At 53.5% G+C, this 15,840-nt stretch carries 14 protein-coding genes; 5 read left to right on the top strand and 9 right to left on the bottom strand.

The genetic code is table 11. The annotated features are described in order from the left end of the window. Window positions 1-144 precede the first annotated feature (144 nt). The 8 genes from HPC62_RS01965 to pssD all read right to left on the bottom strand — a co-directional run bounded on the left by HPC62_RS01965 (window position 145) and on the right by pssD (window position 9,658). Window positions 145-1,809 carry an alkaline phosphatase family protein gene (locus HPC62_RS01965; protein WP_172353518.1) on the bottom strand — a complete coding sequence of 555 codons (1,665 nt, stop codon included), beginning with the start codon at window positions 1,807-1,809 and terminating at the stop codon, window positions 145-147. A gap of 116 nt (window positions 1,810-1,925) precedes the next feature. Beyond that, window positions 1,926-3,011 carry a polysaccharide biosynthesis/export family protein gene (locus HPC62_RS01960; protein ID WP_225906712.1) on the bottom strand — a complete coding sequence of 362 codons (1,086 nt, stop codon included), beginning with the start codon at window positions 3,009-3,011 and terminating at the stop codon, window positions 1,926-1,928. Continuing rightward, window positions 3,008-5,266: a GumC family protein gene (locus HPC62_RS01955; protein ID WP_172353517.1), complete on the bottom strand. Its 2,259-nt coding sequence runs from the start codon at window positions 5,264-5,266 to the stop codon at window positions 3,008-3,010. Before HPC62_RS01955 ends, HPC62_RS01960 begins: the two co-directional genes overlap by 4 nt. 386 nt (window positions 5,267-5,652) lie before the next feature. Further along, window positions 5,653-6,531, bottom strand: a complete 879-nt coding sequence (locus tag HPC62_RS01950) for a glycosyltransferase family 2 protein (protein ID WP_172353516.1) — start codon at window positions 6,529-6,531, stop codon at window positions 5,653-5,655. A gap of 77 nt (window positions 6,532-6,608) precedes the next feature. Further along, on the bottom strand, window positions 6,609-7,529 hold the full coding sequence (locus tag HPC62_RS01945; RefSeq protein WP_172353515.1) for a glycosyltransferase family 2 protein: 921 nt from the start codon (window positions 7,527-7,529) through the stop codon (window positions 6,609-6,611). An 18-nt stretch (window positions 7,530-7,547) separates the two neighbouring features. Further along, window positions 7,548-8,612 (bottom strand): glycosyltransferase family 2 protein, encoded by a 1,065-nt coding sequence (locus HPC62_RS01940; protein ID WP_205370302.1) that lies wholly within the window; start codon window positions 8,610-8,612, stop codon window positions 7,548-7,550. A 47-nt stretch (window positions 8,613-8,659) separates the two neighbouring features. Further along, the gene (locus HPC62_RS01935; RefSeq protein WP_172353514.1) at window positions 8,660-9,187 is read right to left on the bottom strand and encodes a glycosyltransferase; all 528 of its coding nucleotides are present in this window, start codon (window positions 9,185-9,187) and stop codon (window positions 8,660-8,662) included. A 72-nt stretch (window positions 9,188-9,259) separates the two neighbouring features. Next, window positions 9,260-9,658, bottom strand: a complete 399-nt coding sequence (pssD, locus tag HPC62_RS24040) for a PssD/Cps14F family polysaccharide biosynthesis glycosyltransferase (RefSeq protein ID WP_304941129.1) — start codon at window positions 9,656-9,658, stop codon at window positions 9,260-9,262. Window positions 9,659-10,648: 990 nt separating this feature from the next. On the opposite strand from pssD, the gene HPC62_RS01925 reads away from it, so the two are divergent. After that, complete coding sequence (locus HPC62_RS01925) at window positions 10,649-10,933, top strand: hypothetical protein (RefSeq protein WP_172353513.1); 285 nt, start codon at window positions 10,649-10,651, stop codon at window positions 10,931-10,933. A 343-nt stretch (window positions 10,934-11,276) separates the two neighbouring features. After that, window positions 11,277-13,367: a M3 family metallopeptidase gene (locus HPC62_RS01920; RefSeq protein ID WP_172353512.1), complete on the top strand. Its 2,091-nt coding sequence runs from the start codon at window positions 11,277-11,279 to the stop codon at window positions 13,365-13,367. Between the two features lie 111 nt (window positions 13,368-13,478). Here the strand turns inward: HPC62_RS01920 and HPC62_RS01915 are convergent, their stop codons facing one another. Then, window positions 13,479-13,757 (bottom strand): hypothetical protein, encoded by a 279-nt coding sequence (locus tag HPC62_RS01915; protein ID WP_172353511.1) that lies wholly within the window; start codon window positions 13,755-13,757, stop codon window positions 13,479-13,481. 216 nt (window positions 13,758-13,973) lie between these two features. On the opposite strand from HPC62_RS01915, the gene HPC62_RS01910 reads away from it, so the two are divergent. The 3 genes from HPC62_RS01910 to HPC62_RS01900 all read left to right on the top strand — a co-directional run bounded on the left by HPC62_RS01910 (window position 13,974) and on the right by HPC62_RS01900 (window position 15,777). After that, on the top strand, window positions 13,974-14,141 hold the full coding sequence (locus HPC62_RS01910; RefSeq protein WP_172353510.1) for a hypothetical protein: 168 nt from the start codon (window positions 13,974-13,976) through the stop codon (window positions 14,139-14,141). Between the two features lie 43 nt (window positions 14,142-14,184). Next, window positions 14,185-14,847 (top strand): esterase/lipase family protein, encoded by a 663-nt coding sequence (locus HPC62_RS01905; RefSeq protein ID WP_172353509.1) that lies wholly within the window; start codon window positions 14,185-14,187, stop codon window positions 14,845-14,847. Between the two features lie 150 nt (window positions 14,848-14,997). Beyond that, window positions 14,998-15,777, top strand: a complete 780-nt coding sequence (locus tag HPC62_RS01900; RefSeq protein ID WP_172353508.1) for a transposase — start codon at window positions 14,998-15,000, stop codon at window positions 15,775-15,777. The last annotated feature ends 63 nt before the right edge of the window (window positions 15,778-15,840 follow it).

Here is a 15,840-nt window from a genome sequence, read left to right as displayed (position 1 = left end):
GAACTCATTTGAAAAAAAGCTGGCCTTCCAAACTCAATACCTGAACCCGCGTTTGAACTGGAAAAGCCAGCCTTCTGGGCTTTTGAAGAGCGCCAAGCAATGCTCATGCTTGAACTGCCAGAGTGAGGTGGATAGGCGATCGCCCTACACTAGTGGCGCAGTCGAAATCTGAATCAGCGGTTTGCCGTCGTAGTGCCCCGGAATAGGAGCCTCCAGCAAACTCAAAATGGTAGGTGCCAAATCCACTGCTTCGCCCTCCGGTAGATCAGAACCAGGTTCAATGCCAGGCCCCTGCGCCAGCAGGAATCCTCTAGGCCGATGTCCCCCCGGACGATTCATCGTCACCGGGCCAATCCGCCCAAAGTCTGGGCTATCTACCACATCAGTCGGAATTTCATGCCATACCACCACCAGATCTGCCATCGGCAATCGAGAATTTTCCTGATCCTCCCGTGGCAATTGGCGCGTCCGCACCACCTGTTTCACCATCGGCTGTCCCGTTCTGGCATCCCTCAGCCGATAGAACACCTGCGTCAGCTCTTCACACAGCGCATCGTACTCAGAGGGTGGAACAATGCCGTCACGTTCTCGACCCTGGAGGTTGATCCGCACATGCCCATTGGCAAAGGCAGGAATCGCAAACGCTTTCATTTCAGGCCATGCACCAGAGTAAAGCATTGTCGGTGACCAATCCATTGCCACTTCGTTTCGCTTCAGCTCGTAGGGCGACAGTAGTCCTTTTTTGGGAGAGCGAATCCATCGCTTAGGGGCCCAAGTATTGATAAGTTTCTGAATTGGGTTTGCCTGCATGGTTCGCCAAATTTCGCCGCCCCATCCTTTGCGAATGGGCTTCGACACGTAGGGCGGTGGCGTAGCGCCCGCTTTGCCTGCACCCATTGCTACCTGCCCTGGAAAGCTAAAACGATATAGTAACTCTGCAATGGTGAACATACTCAGCACATCAGTATGGTTCGGAGCCATACCATGTACCGAGAAAAACAGTAGGTAAGCGTTTTCTGGTAGGTTGTCAATGATTTTGCCTACTGCCTCATCAATTTCTTGATAAGACTGGAGCAAAGGATTTGGGACAGCAGCTTCTTTCTTTCTAAGGGGATACAGCGGATGGTCGGGTAAGCTCTGGTCATACAGGTCGTGCCCAGCAGCATGAATATCTCCAAAGACTGTCAAGAACAAGTCCCAGGGTTGACGCTGCATCAAGTCGCAGCAGATGCGGGCGCGGAGATTGGCGCTTTGCTGAATTGCACCTGGCACCCACTTTACATATTGCTTATTCCACCACTTCCCATCGTCTTTGTAGAGTAATGGATCGCTGCCGTATTTCTGGTTAATTTCGGTGAGCAATCCCTCCGGTTTAGACAGGCTCGGCGGCCAGGGGAAGTGCCCGCCCCAGCCCTGAATCTGCCATCCATTCACCTTGTCGGAAATTCGCGTCACCGGTACATCAAAGGTGATAACGCGGTAGTTTTCGCCCAGTTCATGGACATGGGGATAATCAGGCTGATGATAGATTTTGTCGGGGGAAACGGTGTAGGTTTCGGGATGAAATCGGACGGCATCCCAAAATCCTGTTTTGGTGGGATAGCAGCCCGTGAGTGCCATACCCCAAAGCGGCTCCGTTGCAAAACAGTCAGCATGACCGCCTGAGTATGGGAACTTATTGCTGAGGCGACCGTAAGCGCCGCGATCGCGCACTTTCTTCAAGTTTTTCAGATGCCCCTGTGCCATCCACTCTTCCAGAAGCACAGGGTCACAGCCTTCTAATCCAATACCAATTACCGGGTTTTTCATGCGCTTTCCTCAAAATCACTCAGTCATGACAAACAATCAGCTCAAGTTGTTGAGTGCCTTCGCTAGGATGGTCAAGAATAGAACGTGAAACTAGACGTTACCCAATCTGGAACCCTTTACAGCCCAAACACCCGAAGCAGCACGCCAAGCGGATTGAAAATTCGTCCGGCAAAATCGGCAACCGATGCAGCCGTTTGCTTGGGCACCACAATCACATCGCCCTCTTGCACCTGATAGCTATCGGTCAGGTTGCGGAGATCGATTTCCTGGCGCTCAATCTGTCCCTGATCATTCATGCGGATAAAGTTCACTTGGCTGAGGCGAGCGTCTTCGGTGGGGCCGCCAGCGATCGCCACTGCGCTCGACAGGGAGCTGTTGGGCGGCACCTGCACTTCGCCGGGGCGTGTCACCTCGCCCACCACCCGCACCCGCACCGTTGCCGGAGCCAGGCTGGACTGAGCAATCTGGCGGCGGTCGAGGGTGGCATCAGCCGCCAGCTTGGGCACCAGTACAATATCGCCGTCTTGCAGGGGGGGGTTGTTGGCGTTGGACTCGGCCCAAATACCATCCCACAGGTTTACTGTGAGCGTTGTAGTGCTGCCGCTGGGGAGCGATCGCCGCACCAGCACTTGCCGCAAATCTGCGTGGGTCGTAATGCCGCCCGCAGCGACTAGCGCCGCACTCAGGGTCGGCAGGCTCTGCTGGGGATTGTTGCCATTTGTGCCATTGCGCGGATTGTCAAGCTGAATCGGGCCAGGTCGCTGTACCTCACCCGTCACCGTTACGAACACAGGGCGTAGGGTCGTCAGGCTCACCGCCACAGACGGGTTGACCAAGTAATAGTTCAGCCGAGTGGTGAGGTCGCGAGTGAGCGAGTCGATGGTTTGCCCTGCCACTGGCACCACCCCGATCACGGGCAGGGTAATCGTGCCATTGGGGGCAATGACCCGCGTTCCGGTATATTCATCAAAGCCCAGCACCGTAATTGCCAGTTCATCACCGGGGCCAAGAATATAGTCTGAAGGCAGTGCCAGGAAGGGGGACGCAGGGCTAGCTGCGAGGGAGTTTTGAGCGAGAACGGCAGCCGGGGCCGCCAACCCGCTGAGGGACAGGCTCAGGGCGATCGCCGAACCGCGCACAACCGCTTTAGAAACAACGGCTTTGGAGATAGATGCTGCTAAAGATGCCGCTGAATGTGTCACGATGCGACCTCCAGGTTAGACGATTCTTGAGATTCGGCAGACTGCCCATTTTGGCTGTGCTGCTCAATGGGAAAGAGTTGCTCAAAGCTGGACACAGGCTTGACAGGTTTGGCAAAGGCGACTTCCTGGGTCAGGGCAAAATAGCGGTTGGGGTTGCGAATCGGAGCAACGCCATTAGCCACAATCCCCAGTACATGGGGTCTGGCGAGATTGAGCAAACTGCGAGTCGCTTTCAAATCCTCTACATCCGTCGTCGGTCGCACGACCAGCAGCATCCCATCCGTCAGCTTGCCCAAGGTGGACGCATCCGCCGCACCGGAAAGGGCTGGCGTGTCAAAGATCACCACGTCGTATCGCTGACCCATCGCCGCAATCACAGGAAGCAGCTTTTGAGGGGTGAGCGAAGTTGGCGTGGAAGATGCCAGATTGCCTGCCGCCAGAAGTTCCAGACTTGGCGCTACTGTCTGGATTGTGTCGGCCAACTCGGCCCGACCCTCCAGCACCTCTGCCAGTCCAATGGCTCCATTAGCATTCCACATCTGGTGCTGGGTCGAATGGTGAAAGTTTGCATCCACCAGCAGCACGGTTTGCCCAGACTGGGCGATCGCCATTGCCAGATTTGCAGCCACTTGCGACTTGCCTTCCTGCGGTACGGAACTGGTAACCACCAGCGTTTTCAGACTAAACTCCGAATCCAGCAGCCCCAAGTTCGACTGCAATACGCGATAGGCATGATGCACTCCAGCAAATAGCGAGCCGTCGCTCTGCTGCATGGGTAGAAGATCTTGCCGCCTGCCAGATCGTTTCCAACTCGGCACAACCCCCAGCAGTGGGTAATGGAGCAACTGCTGAGCGTTGGGAATTGTTTTAACCGAGCGATCGCACAGATCCAGCAGAAACGCCGTCACCACACCCATCGCCGATCCCAGCACCAGCCCACCCAGCAGAATCAGCTTTTTGCTAGAAGCAGCAGGCTTCTCAGGTGCCACCGCCGCTGAGATCACTCGCACGTTGTCAATCGTCTGATCCTCTGCCACCTGTACTTCTTGCAACCGCTGGAGCAGCGATTCATACGTGCCTTGCGCTGCGGCCAGTCGCCGCTCCAGTTCGCGCTGGGTCGCCTCTAGCCGAGGAATCGTTACCGCTCGGCTGCGCTGCTCTGCCTGTAGCCGAGCCAACTCGGCAATCTGACTGCCCAGCGCGACGCGCTCCACCTCTGACTGCACCAAGTTCGCTGTCAAATCTTGAGCCAGCGCCCCCAGTTGGATATCCCGCTCCGACACCCGACTTTGCCCCACTAGCTGAGCGACTCGCCCCTGGAGTCGTTGCTGCAACAGAGCTTCTTGCTGCTCCAGCGTGGCAATGGTAGGGTGAGTTGGCCGATAGCGGGCCCGCTCCAGATCAAGCTGCCCCTGAATTTGTTGAAGCTGGGAAAAGACCTCCTGAATCGCCGGAGACTGGCTCAGCGCCGTTGCACTCACGGCCTGTTCTGGAGACATTCTTAACTGCTGCTGCAATTCGCGAGAGCGGGTTGTCGCATTCACAAACTGCGTCCTGACCCTCGCAATTTCATCATCCAGGCGCTTCATGGCTTTGACCGTCTCGCGGGATTCTTCATCCAGCAAAATTACCTGGTTCTGCTCTTTGAAGCGTTGCAGCGCGACTTCAGCTTCCCGCACCGTGGCTTCGGTTCTAGGCAGTTGCTCTGTGATGAACTTGCGAGCGGCAGCAGCATCGGCTTGGTTGGTCGCAATATTATTGTTGCGGTAAGCCTGAATCACCTTGTTCACTACGGCTGCCGCCCGCTCAGGGTCTTCGTCCTGATAGCCGATCTCGATCATATCGGTGCCAGGAATTGGCTTAACCGTTAACACCTCCAGAAACCCCACCGGGCTGAGGGGTTGTCCTTCATCATCGGCGAGTCTGAGAGCCGTGATGGTCGCTTCGGCAATTGGCAACGACCGAATTGTTTCGACTTGGGTGGCAATGGGGTCAGTATCCGAACCAACAGCACCTTGCCGACCAATCGCAGCGGCCCCTGCTGCATCCAGCCCCGTCAAGGAAGAGGTGCGGTCAATCTTAACAAGAACCCTGCCAGCGGCGACATAGCTAGGCTGTTGCGACAGGGCCGCCAGGGTTGACAGCACCGCAACCGTGCTAAACACTCCGACCGCAGGCAGCCATCGCCGCTTCAAAACCTGTGCATAGCGTTGCAGATCGATATCAACTTCTTCTCGAAAAGATTGAGTACTCATGAGACTCCCAAAGAGCAACACAGCCAGCGGCGCACTAACTGAAAAAACGCTCCAAACCTCAAGACTGCAACCGTGGAATTACGCAGGCTCTAGAGCAATTCAACGGAACGCAGCCTATCAGTCATTCGCATTAGCACCCCGGGTTCTCGAAACTAAGTTCTGTCATCAAAACGGTCGATCGCTGCCACCTCAAAGACTTCTTCTATGCGCTTTTCCTAAGTTCTCTTAAAATCTTCAGCCTTGCTAAGCGAGGCTCAATCTAACAGCGGACGACCACTCTTTGATTTACATCTCTAGTCTAGACGGCTCAGGCAACGAGCCGCATCTGCCTTCACACTAGCTTCTGCCAATCATCAAGACTTGATAAACTTATGGGCTGCCAATCACTAGTCAGACAGCATCAATCGATGGGCTTCAAAAAAGCGATAAAGACGAAGCCGAAATAGGATTAAAATCGCTCTCAATCGATCTTCCAGTCGGCTGAGTTTTTTAGAGTTGAGAATCACCAGAGTATGCGGCAAAGCAGAGAGAAGGACAACCCAGTTCCGCATCATCCACAAGATATATCCCAATCGACGCTCGCGAATAAGATGATAGCTCTCACGAGTCAATCGCTGCCATTTTCGAGCCAGTTCGGCCCAAGTTCGTCGTGCTGGATGTCCGACACAGACATCGTCTTGATAAACAAGAGAATAGCCAGCGGCGATCGCCCGATGGCACCAGTCCATATCTTCGGATACACCCTGACGAAACCCACCCACTACATTGAAAATCTCTCTGGAAACCCACAGATTTGCGGTTACAGAAAATTGCTTTTTCAGAACATAGGACTGATTATTAAATGCAAAAACAGACTCGAAAGCTTCCACAGGATGAGGATCATCCGGATTATTCAAAAGAACCCGGACGCGACCCCCTACAAGCTTGGCTTGCTTCATCGCTCTCAATCCATTTTCGAGCCAGTCCTCTGAGGGCTGACAGTCAGAGTCTATGAATGCCAAAATTTCAGATTGGGATACTAAAACCCCTGCGTTTCTTGCTTCTGCTGCACCTTGAATCGGGGCAGAAATTACTTTTGCTTTGCGATTGGTTATCTCTGCAACGACGCTGCGTACAGCATCCAAACCCAGACTCGAATTATTATCAGCCACAATAATTTCAAATTGATCTAGTGGTAGCGTTTGATTCATCAAGCAGCTCAGACAAATTTTCAGATTTTCCAAGTCATTGAAATGTGGGATGACAACAGAAATTTGAGGATTCATAGTTTTTGCGTCCACAGACTGCCACAAGCTGTCTTGATGATGATTTTCCAAGTTCAAAGCTGCTCCAAAGCCCGTTTCTACACCTTGTGAATGGTCTTATATTCCTGATAAGTGAAGCCTAAAAGCCCAGCCAAGCGACCAGCACCCCGAAAGATTCTCAGCAGCGATGCGATCGCCAAACGCTTTTGAATCAGCCCCAACGGAATGGTCATCAGTCCATAAATCATTTGGAGCAATGCCTTAGCGCTAGATAACAGACGAACTCGAGCCGATGGCTTCGCTTCTTTTTCCCAGATAGAGTAGCTTAAACAACTGCGATAGCCCCGCCGCAAAATCCACTGCACTGTAGTACGGCTGTCGGGAATCCACTCATAAACAATCGCTTCATCGGCCCAAACCAGCTTTTTTCCTGACTGATGAAGACACCTGAAAAAGTAGGAGTCTTCTCCACCCGTCAATGCAAATCGCTCTTGGAAAATGTTTTTCTGATCCTTGACCAACTCTGCTCGCATCAGGACATTGTTGGTGTAAGCCGCTTCCAAAAGATGCCCCGTTGGATAGCGTCGATTTTCAAAAAATCGACCTTGGATTGCCCAGGTCGGTGCGTCAGGCTGAAAATGGGGGAGAACCGGCCCATGCACCACATCTGCTTGATACTGGATTTGAGTCAATAAAAGTTGCTCTAGCCAGTCCGATTCGGGCACTTCATCATCGTCAATAAAGGCAATGAAATCGCTGTCTAGAGGAGCAGTGGCGATCGCCCGGTTTCGAGCATAGGAAATTCCGCGACGCGGCTCCATGCAAGCTGTTAACCTCCAGGGATAATCTGGGGATAACTGATTGCAAAAGCGAAACGCCTGTCCAGATTCATCGTTGTCCACTACCACGACATGAATCTTAGGCTGAAGCTGCTTAAACTCCAGTTTTCTCAGCCCTTCTAAAAGACGTTTTAAGCCTTCAGGTCGTTGATACGTGATGACGCAAATAGTGACCCGCATAACAGGCTCCTCATAAACCTAGCTGGTGGCTGCTCTGATCTGCTTTACAAGCTTGTCTACAAATCGAGGGCGAGATTTTCCTAATAGGAACCAGGCGATCGCAGGCTTTGCCAACGCCACAGGCAGATAGCCTACCCATAGAAACCACAGGCTCAGAATCAGCTTTCGTTTCTTGGAATAGGTGGAATATTTCCAAACCGCCCAAAATCCCTTCCAGGCAAGCATCACGCAGGAATCTGTTGGATATAGATGCCCCTGGGGATCGACCTTGAGCGAAACCATTCGATCGGTCAAATGCAGGGTGTCCTTCAAGCCGGGATCACCATCGAGCGATCGCCCCAGACTCTTTGCCGTTCGAGCGATCGCCTGATATCTCAAGCGGTCATGCCGCAATGATTTCCGAAAGCGAGAAACGTCGATTTCCTGACTAGACGCAGCCCAAAGATTTTCACCATGCTTCCGACGAACCCCAATTGGAGTTTCAATTGCAAATACCTGACCATAAAAAGGCGAAACAGACACCAAATAGCCATCCGCAGAAATCCGAAAGTCCGCTTCGGGAATGGGCAAAATTTTTTCTAGCACCATCCGACTAAAGCTAGTGCCGCTGGTCACAGTCGTGTTATATCGCCCTTTTGTGAGCAATAATGGGGTGACATCTCCAGTATTGAAAGTAATCTCCGGCGCAGGATACAGGTCAATGTAATTTCCCTCTGCATCTCGTGATTCCAGTCGAGCCTGCATTTGGGCAGTGTCGGGGGTCCATTGAGCAACAATCGTATCCACTGCATGAGGAAAGAAATAATCATCCGCATCTAGGAAAACGATAATTTCTCCCTTGCTGACTCGAAATCCTGCATTCATCGCAGAGGCCTGTCCGCCATTGGGCTTCAGAACCGGAATAATGCGATCGCCATAGCTCAGAATAATCTCTTGGGAACCATCCTGAGAGCCATCATCAACCACAATCACCTCTATTTCAGAGTAGGTTTGATTGAGGCTGCTATCGATAGCCTGCCTTAGAAAACGACCGTAGTTATAGTTGTTGATAATGATGCTGACCAGCGGGTACATACAACTCATTGCTGATTTATACGGAGACCGGGTGAAGGAAGCTCAACGGGTTCGACTCAAACTGTCTCTAGACAACCCGCCTGCTTAAAGGCAACTTCTTTCAGTCCCGGATACTTTGCACTAAGATGATCCGCCAGCTTTGGCCCGTTAAATAACTGTCCTCGGAATGGCGGCGGTGGTTCTAGCACAAACTGTCGAAGCTCATCTAGGGCCAAACAGTGCTTGACACCGAATCGCTGCATACTTTTAGCAAATAGAAGCTGATGGTCATCAATATGCTCCTCAAAGCGAGCCAGCCGCGGCAGCAAAACGAAGCAAGCCTGTTGCGAAGCCAGCATCCGCGTTGAACCCTGGCCGCCATGAGAAATCACTAGTCTGGCTTCTTTGACCAAGGCAACCAGCTTTTTAGACTCAATCGTCTTGACCACTGTTGTAAGGGGATGGCGATCAACAAGAGAGGTATCAGTGACCCCGCTCTGAATAAAAACAGGTTCAGAGATAACCTGCTGCTCTAGCAGCAAGTGTAGCCAAGTAATCGCTCTATCGAAAGAGTACGGAATCGTGCCAAGAGTGAGAATAATCATCGTGTTCTGGGATCTTCAGGAACAACTTTGAAATCACTAAACGAGCATGACCGAGAGTGTTTTAATTTAGAGTCAAGCCACAGTTCCTCTAAAGATTGCTCTTGGGTATTTTTCGGTCAACTCCTGCCACTGAACATAAAACTCATCGGCAAGCGGGTAAATGAATTTACCAGACAGGCTCAGTTCATCCGAACGAGAAATACTCTCGATATATAAGAAGCGAATTCCTAACAGCTTGGACAGGATCGCGAAATTCACTGCTATACTTGCACCCGTCGAAAGCACCATATCAGGTCGCTCTAGAAGCAGAACTCTCAGAGATCTGGGCAGGTTCATTAGAAAACGCTTCCAGTCTCTTGGGCCCTGATAGGGCAGCCAGAAAACTCGTTCATTCAAGCCATTTAGAAGACTCGTATCTTTCTTAAAGTCCGTTACCCAGACTCTCTCGTGCTGAGACCAAAATGACTCCATGTCTCTCATGGTTGAGAAATGACCGCCAGATGTGCAAACAAGCATTAATTTCATAGAAGCTGAGCCTAACCAAGCTGGATTCTTCTGATACCGCAGAATCCTGAGAAATTCGTGAGTGATTTGTGAACTTCTTGCATATCCTGGCATCAGTCTCATCGGACAATGCTGATATGAATGAATCAGCGCTAGGGTAGCTCTAAGGCATCTAGGCATCAGAGACTGACCTTACAACTCCCAGAGCATCACCACAGAATCAACCCCTAGAAACCACTGAGATGTCGCTGAGAGATACTGGTAAATGCACTGAACCCATATGTCTTAAGATACAGAATGAGGGTTGTCACTTACAGTGGATTGGTTCTCAACTTACAAAGAATTCAAACTCTGCCTGGAACTTGTGAAGGGCTTACGCAGGCTTTAAAGATGTGCCTACGTTCATGAAGATTGGTAGGTCAAAGCACTTGTATCTCTCCGAAGATTCCAGGATCTAGAGCGATTTTGTTTGATCTTTCGCCTACTCTTTACATACGAAACATCAACTATACGGACTTTGTGTTGTTTTGATGAAACTAAGTTAGGGCTTGCGTCGTTGGAGAATCTATATCGAGATGCACCCGCGAGCAATCGTCCGAAACACAGGCAGCTCGTCGCAGGTGCGTAAGTCCCACGAAGCGCTTCTTGGTGTTTCTTAGTATTTTTTGCAGTGAGCGAAGGCTGCCCCCAAAATAGACAGGCGTGAACCCAGGGGTGAACTGTTGCGGGTCAGGCGGCCTGTACCTGGGACGATTTGTATCTGGGAGATGTTAGCTGCGGTACACGCGCTCTGATCCGAGGGTGTTATAGTAAAAGTGTGATCCCAAATGGTAGCGTAGGGCACGGAAAAAGATTCGGACATATCCACCCCATGCATTGCCTTTGGCATACCTTCGAGGTGGTAATGGTGACAGGTTTTGAAGTGCCTCCCCAGTGTAATTGTGGAGGTTTTTTGATATGAAATGGTTCACCCATAGGTTCGGCGAGTTCTTTGCGTGGGAGTCTTATCGGCATCGAGAGCCGGGAGACAAGGCGACGATCGCCCTCGATTTGCCTACGGTTCCCTTTGCCACAGGGATGGCGATCGCCCCGCGTGCGCTGGCGTGGTTTTTCTTGGAAGACAGCACCCTAGAGCAGGCCGTCAGCCACCTAGAGCGCTGTTGGGCTTCGGAACCAGAAGAGGCGGGCTGGGCCGCTTACGCTAAAACGGCATCGACCTATTTCGGGCAGTTTTGGAGCTAGCCGCGGCTGATCTAAACTTTAGCGGCTGATTTATAGGATTTGTCAGGCAGGTGTCAGACTGGGCCTGTAGGTGTCAGACGAGCCTTAGATTGAGCCTAGTTCAGAAGAAGGGCGTAAGTGTATACTTGCGTCCTGTTTTGCTTTTTTGCAGAAAAACCGATAGATTTCAGGATTGAGCGAGAAAGCTGGATGGCAACTCTGGGGGCGATCGCTTAAGATCGAATGCCTAGGGCGTAGTTGATATGACTTCGACTGTAGATTCTTAGTAGATTCTTACCTGTATTTTCTTAAACGCTCAGGCACCCCATTCATCCTCCATTCACTCCATCCCCCATTCACTTTTATGATTGCAACTACCGCGAATCCCCTCCTGGTTGGCAAAGGTCTTCCCCCCTTCGACCAAATTCGTCCTGAACACGTCGTGCCAGCCATGACCGAACTGCTGGCCAAGGCGACCGATGCCCTGACGCATCTGGAAACAAACACCAAGCCAACCTGGGAAGGACTGATCGAGCCATTAGAAGCCCTGACCGAACCTGTGTTTTGGGTGTGGGGCGTAGTGAACCACCTGATGGGCGTGAAGAATAGCCCGGAACTGCGCGAGGCCCAGGAAGCCATGCAGCCCGAAGTGGTGAAATTTGGGATGCGCGTGAGCCAGAGCAAGCCGCTCTATGAGGGGTATAAGGCAATTCGCAACAGCGCCGCCTGGGGCACCCTCAGCGAAGCCCAGCAGCGGATTATCGAGTCATCCATCCGCGAGGCAGAGTTAGCGGGCGTGGGGCTAGAAGGCGAAAGGCGCGATCGCTTCAACGAAATCCAGCTTGAGCTAGCGAACCTGTCTACCCAGTTTTCCAACAATCTGCTAGATGAAACCAAGGCCTTTAGCCTGACGCTGACACAGCCCAGCGAGGTAGAAGGACTGCCGCCAACGCTGCTGGCCCAAGCGGCCCAGGCAGCCCGCGCAGCCGGGGCAGAAGCCGCCACGCCCGAAGCAGGGCCCTGGCGCATCACGCTGGATATGCCTAGCTACTTGCCCTTCATGCAACACAGCCGCCGCCGCGACCTGCGCGAAACGCTGTATCGTGCCTACATCACCCGCGCTTCGTCTGGCGAGCACGACAATCAGCCAATCATCGAGCGCATTTTGACGCTGCGAAAAGAGATGGCGGGCATTCTTGGCTTTGGCAGCTATGCCGAACTCAGCCTCGCTAGCAAAATGGCCCCTGGCGTAGACGCAGTAGAACACCTGCTGGAGTCACTGCGTGCATCGAGCTATGCCGCCGCTCAGCAAGACCTGGCCGCGCTGAAGGCGTTTGCCCGCAGCCACGGCGCACCCGAAGCCGAAGACTTTCAGCCGTGGGATTCGGCCTTTTGGTCGGAGCGGATGCGCGAAGAGAAGTATGCGCTGAATGCAGAGGAACTGCGACCCTATTTTCCACTAGAGCAAGTGCTAGACGGATTGTTTGGGCTGGCGAAGCGGATTTTTGGGATTGTGATTACGCCTGCCGATGGGGAAGCGCCCGTGTGGCATCCCGACGTGCGCTATTTTCGGGTGAGTGATGAAGACGGTGGGGCGATCGCCTATTTTTATCTCGACCCCTACAGCCGTCCTGCCGAAAAGCGCGGCGGAGCCTGGATGGACTTTGCCATCAACCGCAAGCGCTACGTCGAAGCGGGCGTGTCCAAGGTGCGTCTGCCCGTTGCCTACCTCGTCTGCAACCAGTCGCCGCCCGTAGACGGCAAACCCAGCCTGATGAACTTCTATGAGGTAGAAACGCTGTTCCACGAGTTTGGCCACGGCTTGCAGCACATGCTGACGACGGTGGACTATTCCGGCGCGGCGGGCATTAACAACGTCGAGTGGGACGCGGTGGAACTGCCCAGCCAGTTTATGGAGAACTGGTGCTACGACCGGGCAACCCTGTTTAGTCTGGCGAAGCACTATCAAACGGGCGAACCACTGCCCGAAATGTTCTATCAGCGCTTGCTGGCGGCCCGCAACTTTATGAGCGGCAGCGCCATGCTACGGCAGATACACTTCAGCCTGCTGGATATCGAACTGCATCACCGCTATGTGCCCGGTGGAGCCGAAACTCCCAAGGACGTGCGCGATCGCCTCGTCAAAACCACGACCGTCCTGCCGCCTCTGCCCGAAGATGCCTTCCTCTGCTCCTTTGGACACATCTTTGGCGGCGGCTACGCGGCAGGCTACTACAGCTACAAGTGGGCAGAAGTCCTCAGCGCTGATGCCTTCTCCGCCTTTGAAGAAGCCGGTCTGGATAACGAAGCCGCCATCGCCGAAACGGGCCGCCGCTTCCGCAACACTATCCTTTCCCTCGGCGGCAGCAAGCACCCGATGGAAGTCTTCAAAGCCTTCCGCGGCCGCGAACCAGATACGGAACCGCTGCTGCGGCACAATGGGCTGGCGGCGTAGAACCTTGGCGTGTAGGGCACGGGTGTCGGGACGGGGAGATCAGGCGATGAATGGATCAGGAATTTCCCACTTTAATTTCCCACTTTGTTGCCCGGTCGCCCCAGCCCTGTGTCACCCTTGCTGGATCTGCTGCTCTAGCGATCGCATCAGGTTGAAAAATTCCTGGGCTTGAATCGTGCCGCGATCGCGCAGTTCAACTAGGCAACCCTCAAACGCCCGGCGCATCGACTCTGTGGCAATCCACAGCCGCGCACAGCTAATGGCCTGGACGGGTGTGGTATAGCCTTGGTTTGAGGTAATCGTCATGCCCGTGGGCAGGGTTGCCCGCCAATGCCAGCGATCGCCCTCCATGACTGTTCCGATTGCAATGTCGAAGTAGTTCCAATCCATCTGTTGGGGGAAGTGCAGGTGTGGGTAATTCAGGCTTTCGTTCCAGCAGCAAAGTCCGGGGTTCAGTTAAAGGCGAGTTTAATATTTCTTTAATATTCTATTCGAGTCAACGTCAATCAGCCAGGTTTTCATCTAGCGTTCCCAAAAGCGTTTGATCGGAAACTGGTCTGCAAAATTGGCTGGGCAAAACTGGCTGGGCAAAACTGGCTGGGCAAAATGGATACGAAAGAATGGCGCGGCAAACTGGTGCAGCAAGCTGGCGCGATAAACTGGCTCGGCGAATTAGTGCAGAAAATTGGCACAGCAAACTGGCACACCAGCCCCACAGAGGGCGATCGCCCCCCGCTACCCTTGAAACAGGAAGTTTGCTGTACGGTTCTCTAAAACTCTAAAAAAATCTAAGCCAATCAAGCGCTAGCCTCCCACCATGACCCGCCTTCACGAAATATCCTCTCCATCGGGCGATCGCCATCCGGTCATTTTGGTTCACGGGATCGACGACACCGCCGCCGTGTTTCGCAGGATGGCTCCCTATCTCACCTCGCAGGGCTGGCAGGTTCACCACCCCAACCTGACACCCAGCAACGGCGACGTAGGGCTGGATGTGCTAGCAGCACAGCTTGCCGACTATGCCCAGCAGGTAATCCCGCCGGGGCAGCCCTTCGATCTGGTCGGCTTTAGCATGGGCGGCATCATCAGCCGCTATTTCGTGCAGCGCCTCGGCGGGCTAGAGCGCGTGCGCCGCTTTGTCACCATCTCCTCGCCCCACTGCGGCACCTGGACGGCCTACCTGCGCCCCAACATCGGAGCCAGCCAGATGTCCATCAAAAGTCCCTTTCTATGCGACCTCAACCGCGATGTGGACTGTCTAGAACAGCTAAACTTCACCTCAATCTGGACACCGCTAGATTTGATGATTTTGCCCGCCCGCAGTTCTTGTCTGGGCGTGGGGCGCGAAGTGGTGCTGAACGTGCCCGCCCACGCCTGGATGCTCAGTGATCCCAGAAGCTTAAGGGCGATCGCCCAGGCGCTATCAGAGCCGCTGCGTTCTGCCACCAGCAGTGTGGAATCGATTCCCCCCTTAGCTTAAGGGGGGCTAGGGAGATCTCCAAAAGCCTCGCACCCAAACCGATCCCCCTAAATCCCCGCGCTGACGCGCCGCTTCGCTAGAAACAAGGGGGACTTTTTCCGGCAGCGGCCCGGTTCCCCCCCTCCTAAAGGGGGGCTAAGGGGGGATCTCATGCCACGCCAACCTCGCCAACTCCATCCCGGCTATTGCCACCACGTCACCATTCGCTGCAACAACCGCGAGTTTCGCCTCACGAAACCCGAATACCGCGAAGTGTTGCTCTACGCCATCCAAAAATGCCAGGAGAAATACGGCTTCAAGCTGTATGCCCTGTGCATCATGAGCAACCATGTGCATTATTTGCTGGAGCCGCCGCAGCCGGAAGACCTGCCAAAAATCATGCACTGGCTGAACTGGTATAGCGCCATGTGCCTCAACCGAATACTGAACCGCACCGGACACTTTTGGGAGAAGCGCTATCACAGCACAGAGTTTCCCATTAGCGACAAGCGGCGGGCGCTGAACACGCTGCGCTATATCCACGCCAACCCCAAGGCAGCGGGAATGCAGCAGGGATTTTTCTATGACTACAGCAACTATGGCAGCTATGACCGACTGACGCAGGACGGGCTGACGCAGTGGCATCCGGCGTTTTTGGCGCTGGGCAGAACGCTGGATCTGTGTGCGGCGATCTATCGCCAGTTTTGCAAAAAATATCAGCCGAAGCCGAAGCCGGAGAAGCGCAACCACTGGGGAACCAAACTGCTGGCGCAAATCAAGGCGCGGAGCAGGCTAAAGAAAAAGAGCAGCCCCGGACAAAAGAGCCTGTGGGACGACTGGGAAACCCCCGCAGCGGAAATCCGGCAGGTGGCGAAGAAGTTTGTGTTGGCGAATTGCTATGACCCGGAGGTGATGAAGCTCCAGTTTGAGGAAATAATCGACTCGACGTAGAAAAAACGTCAGGTGCCAGGTAACGGATCGCTGAAAGGTAGGTTTTTATGTAGAAACAGGCTT

Origin of the sequence: Thermoleptolyngbya sichuanensis A183 (assembly GCF_013177315.1) — a bacterium.
Classification (GTDB): domain Bacteria; phylum Cyanobacteriota; class Cyanobacteriia; order Elainellales; family Elainellaceae; genus Thermoleptolyngbya; species Thermoleptolyngbya sichuanensis.
The sequence above is the reverse complement of the archived record's forward strand: the minus strand, read 5'-3'. Positions and strand labels throughout refer to the sequence as shown.

Coding starts and splice junctions, on each gene's coding strand:
- HPC62_RS01965 (WP_172353518.1), bottom strand. CDS start 1,809: ATGAAAAACCCGGTAATTGGTATTGGATTAGAAGGCTGTGACCCTGTG.
- HPC62_RS01955 (WP_172353517.1), bottom strand. CDS start 5,266: ATGAGTACTCAATCTTTTCGAGAAGAAGTTGATATCGATCTGCAACGC.
- HPC62_RS01950 (WP_172353516.1), bottom strand. CDS start 6,531: ATGAATCCTCAAATTTCTGTTGTCATCCCACATTTCAATGACTTGGAA.
- HPC62_RS01945 (WP_172353515.1), bottom strand. CDS start 7,529: ATGCGGGTCACTATTTGCGTCATCACGTATCAACGACCTGAAGGCTTA.
- HPC62_RS01940 (WP_205370302.1), bottom strand. CDS start 8,612: ATGAGTTGTATGTACCCGCTGGTCAGCATCATTATCAACAACTATAAC.
- HPC62_RS01935 (WP_172353514.1), bottom strand. CDS start 9,187: ATGATTATTCTCACTCTTGGCACGATTCCGTACTCTTTCGATAGAGCG.
- pssD (WP_304941129.1), bottom strand. CDS start 9,658: ATGGAGTCATTTTGGTCTCAGCACGAGAGAGTCTGGGTAACGGACTTT.
- HPC62_RS01925 (WP_172353513.1), top strand. CDS start 10,649: ATGAAATGGTTCACCCATAGGTTCGGCGAGTTCTTTGCGTGGGAGTCT.
- HPC62_RS01920 (WP_172353512.1), top strand. CDS start 11,277: ATGATTGCAACTACCGCGAATCCCCTCCTGGTTGGCAAAGGTCTTCCC.
- HPC62_RS01915 (WP_172353511.1), bottom strand. CDS start 13,757: ATGGATTGGAACTACTTCGACATTGCAATCGGAACAGTCATGGAGGGC.
- HPC62_RS01910 (WP_172353510.1), top strand. CDS start 13,974: ATGGATACGAAAGAATGGCGCGGCAAACTGGTGCAGCAAGCTGGCGCG.
- HPC62_RS01905 (WP_172353509.1), top strand. CDS start 14,185: ATGACCCGCCTTCACGAAATATCCTCTCCATCGGGCGATCGCCATCCG.
- HPC62_RS01900 (WP_172353508.1), top strand. CDS start 14,998: ATGCCACGCCAACCTCGCCAACTCCATCCCGGCTATTGCCACCACGTC.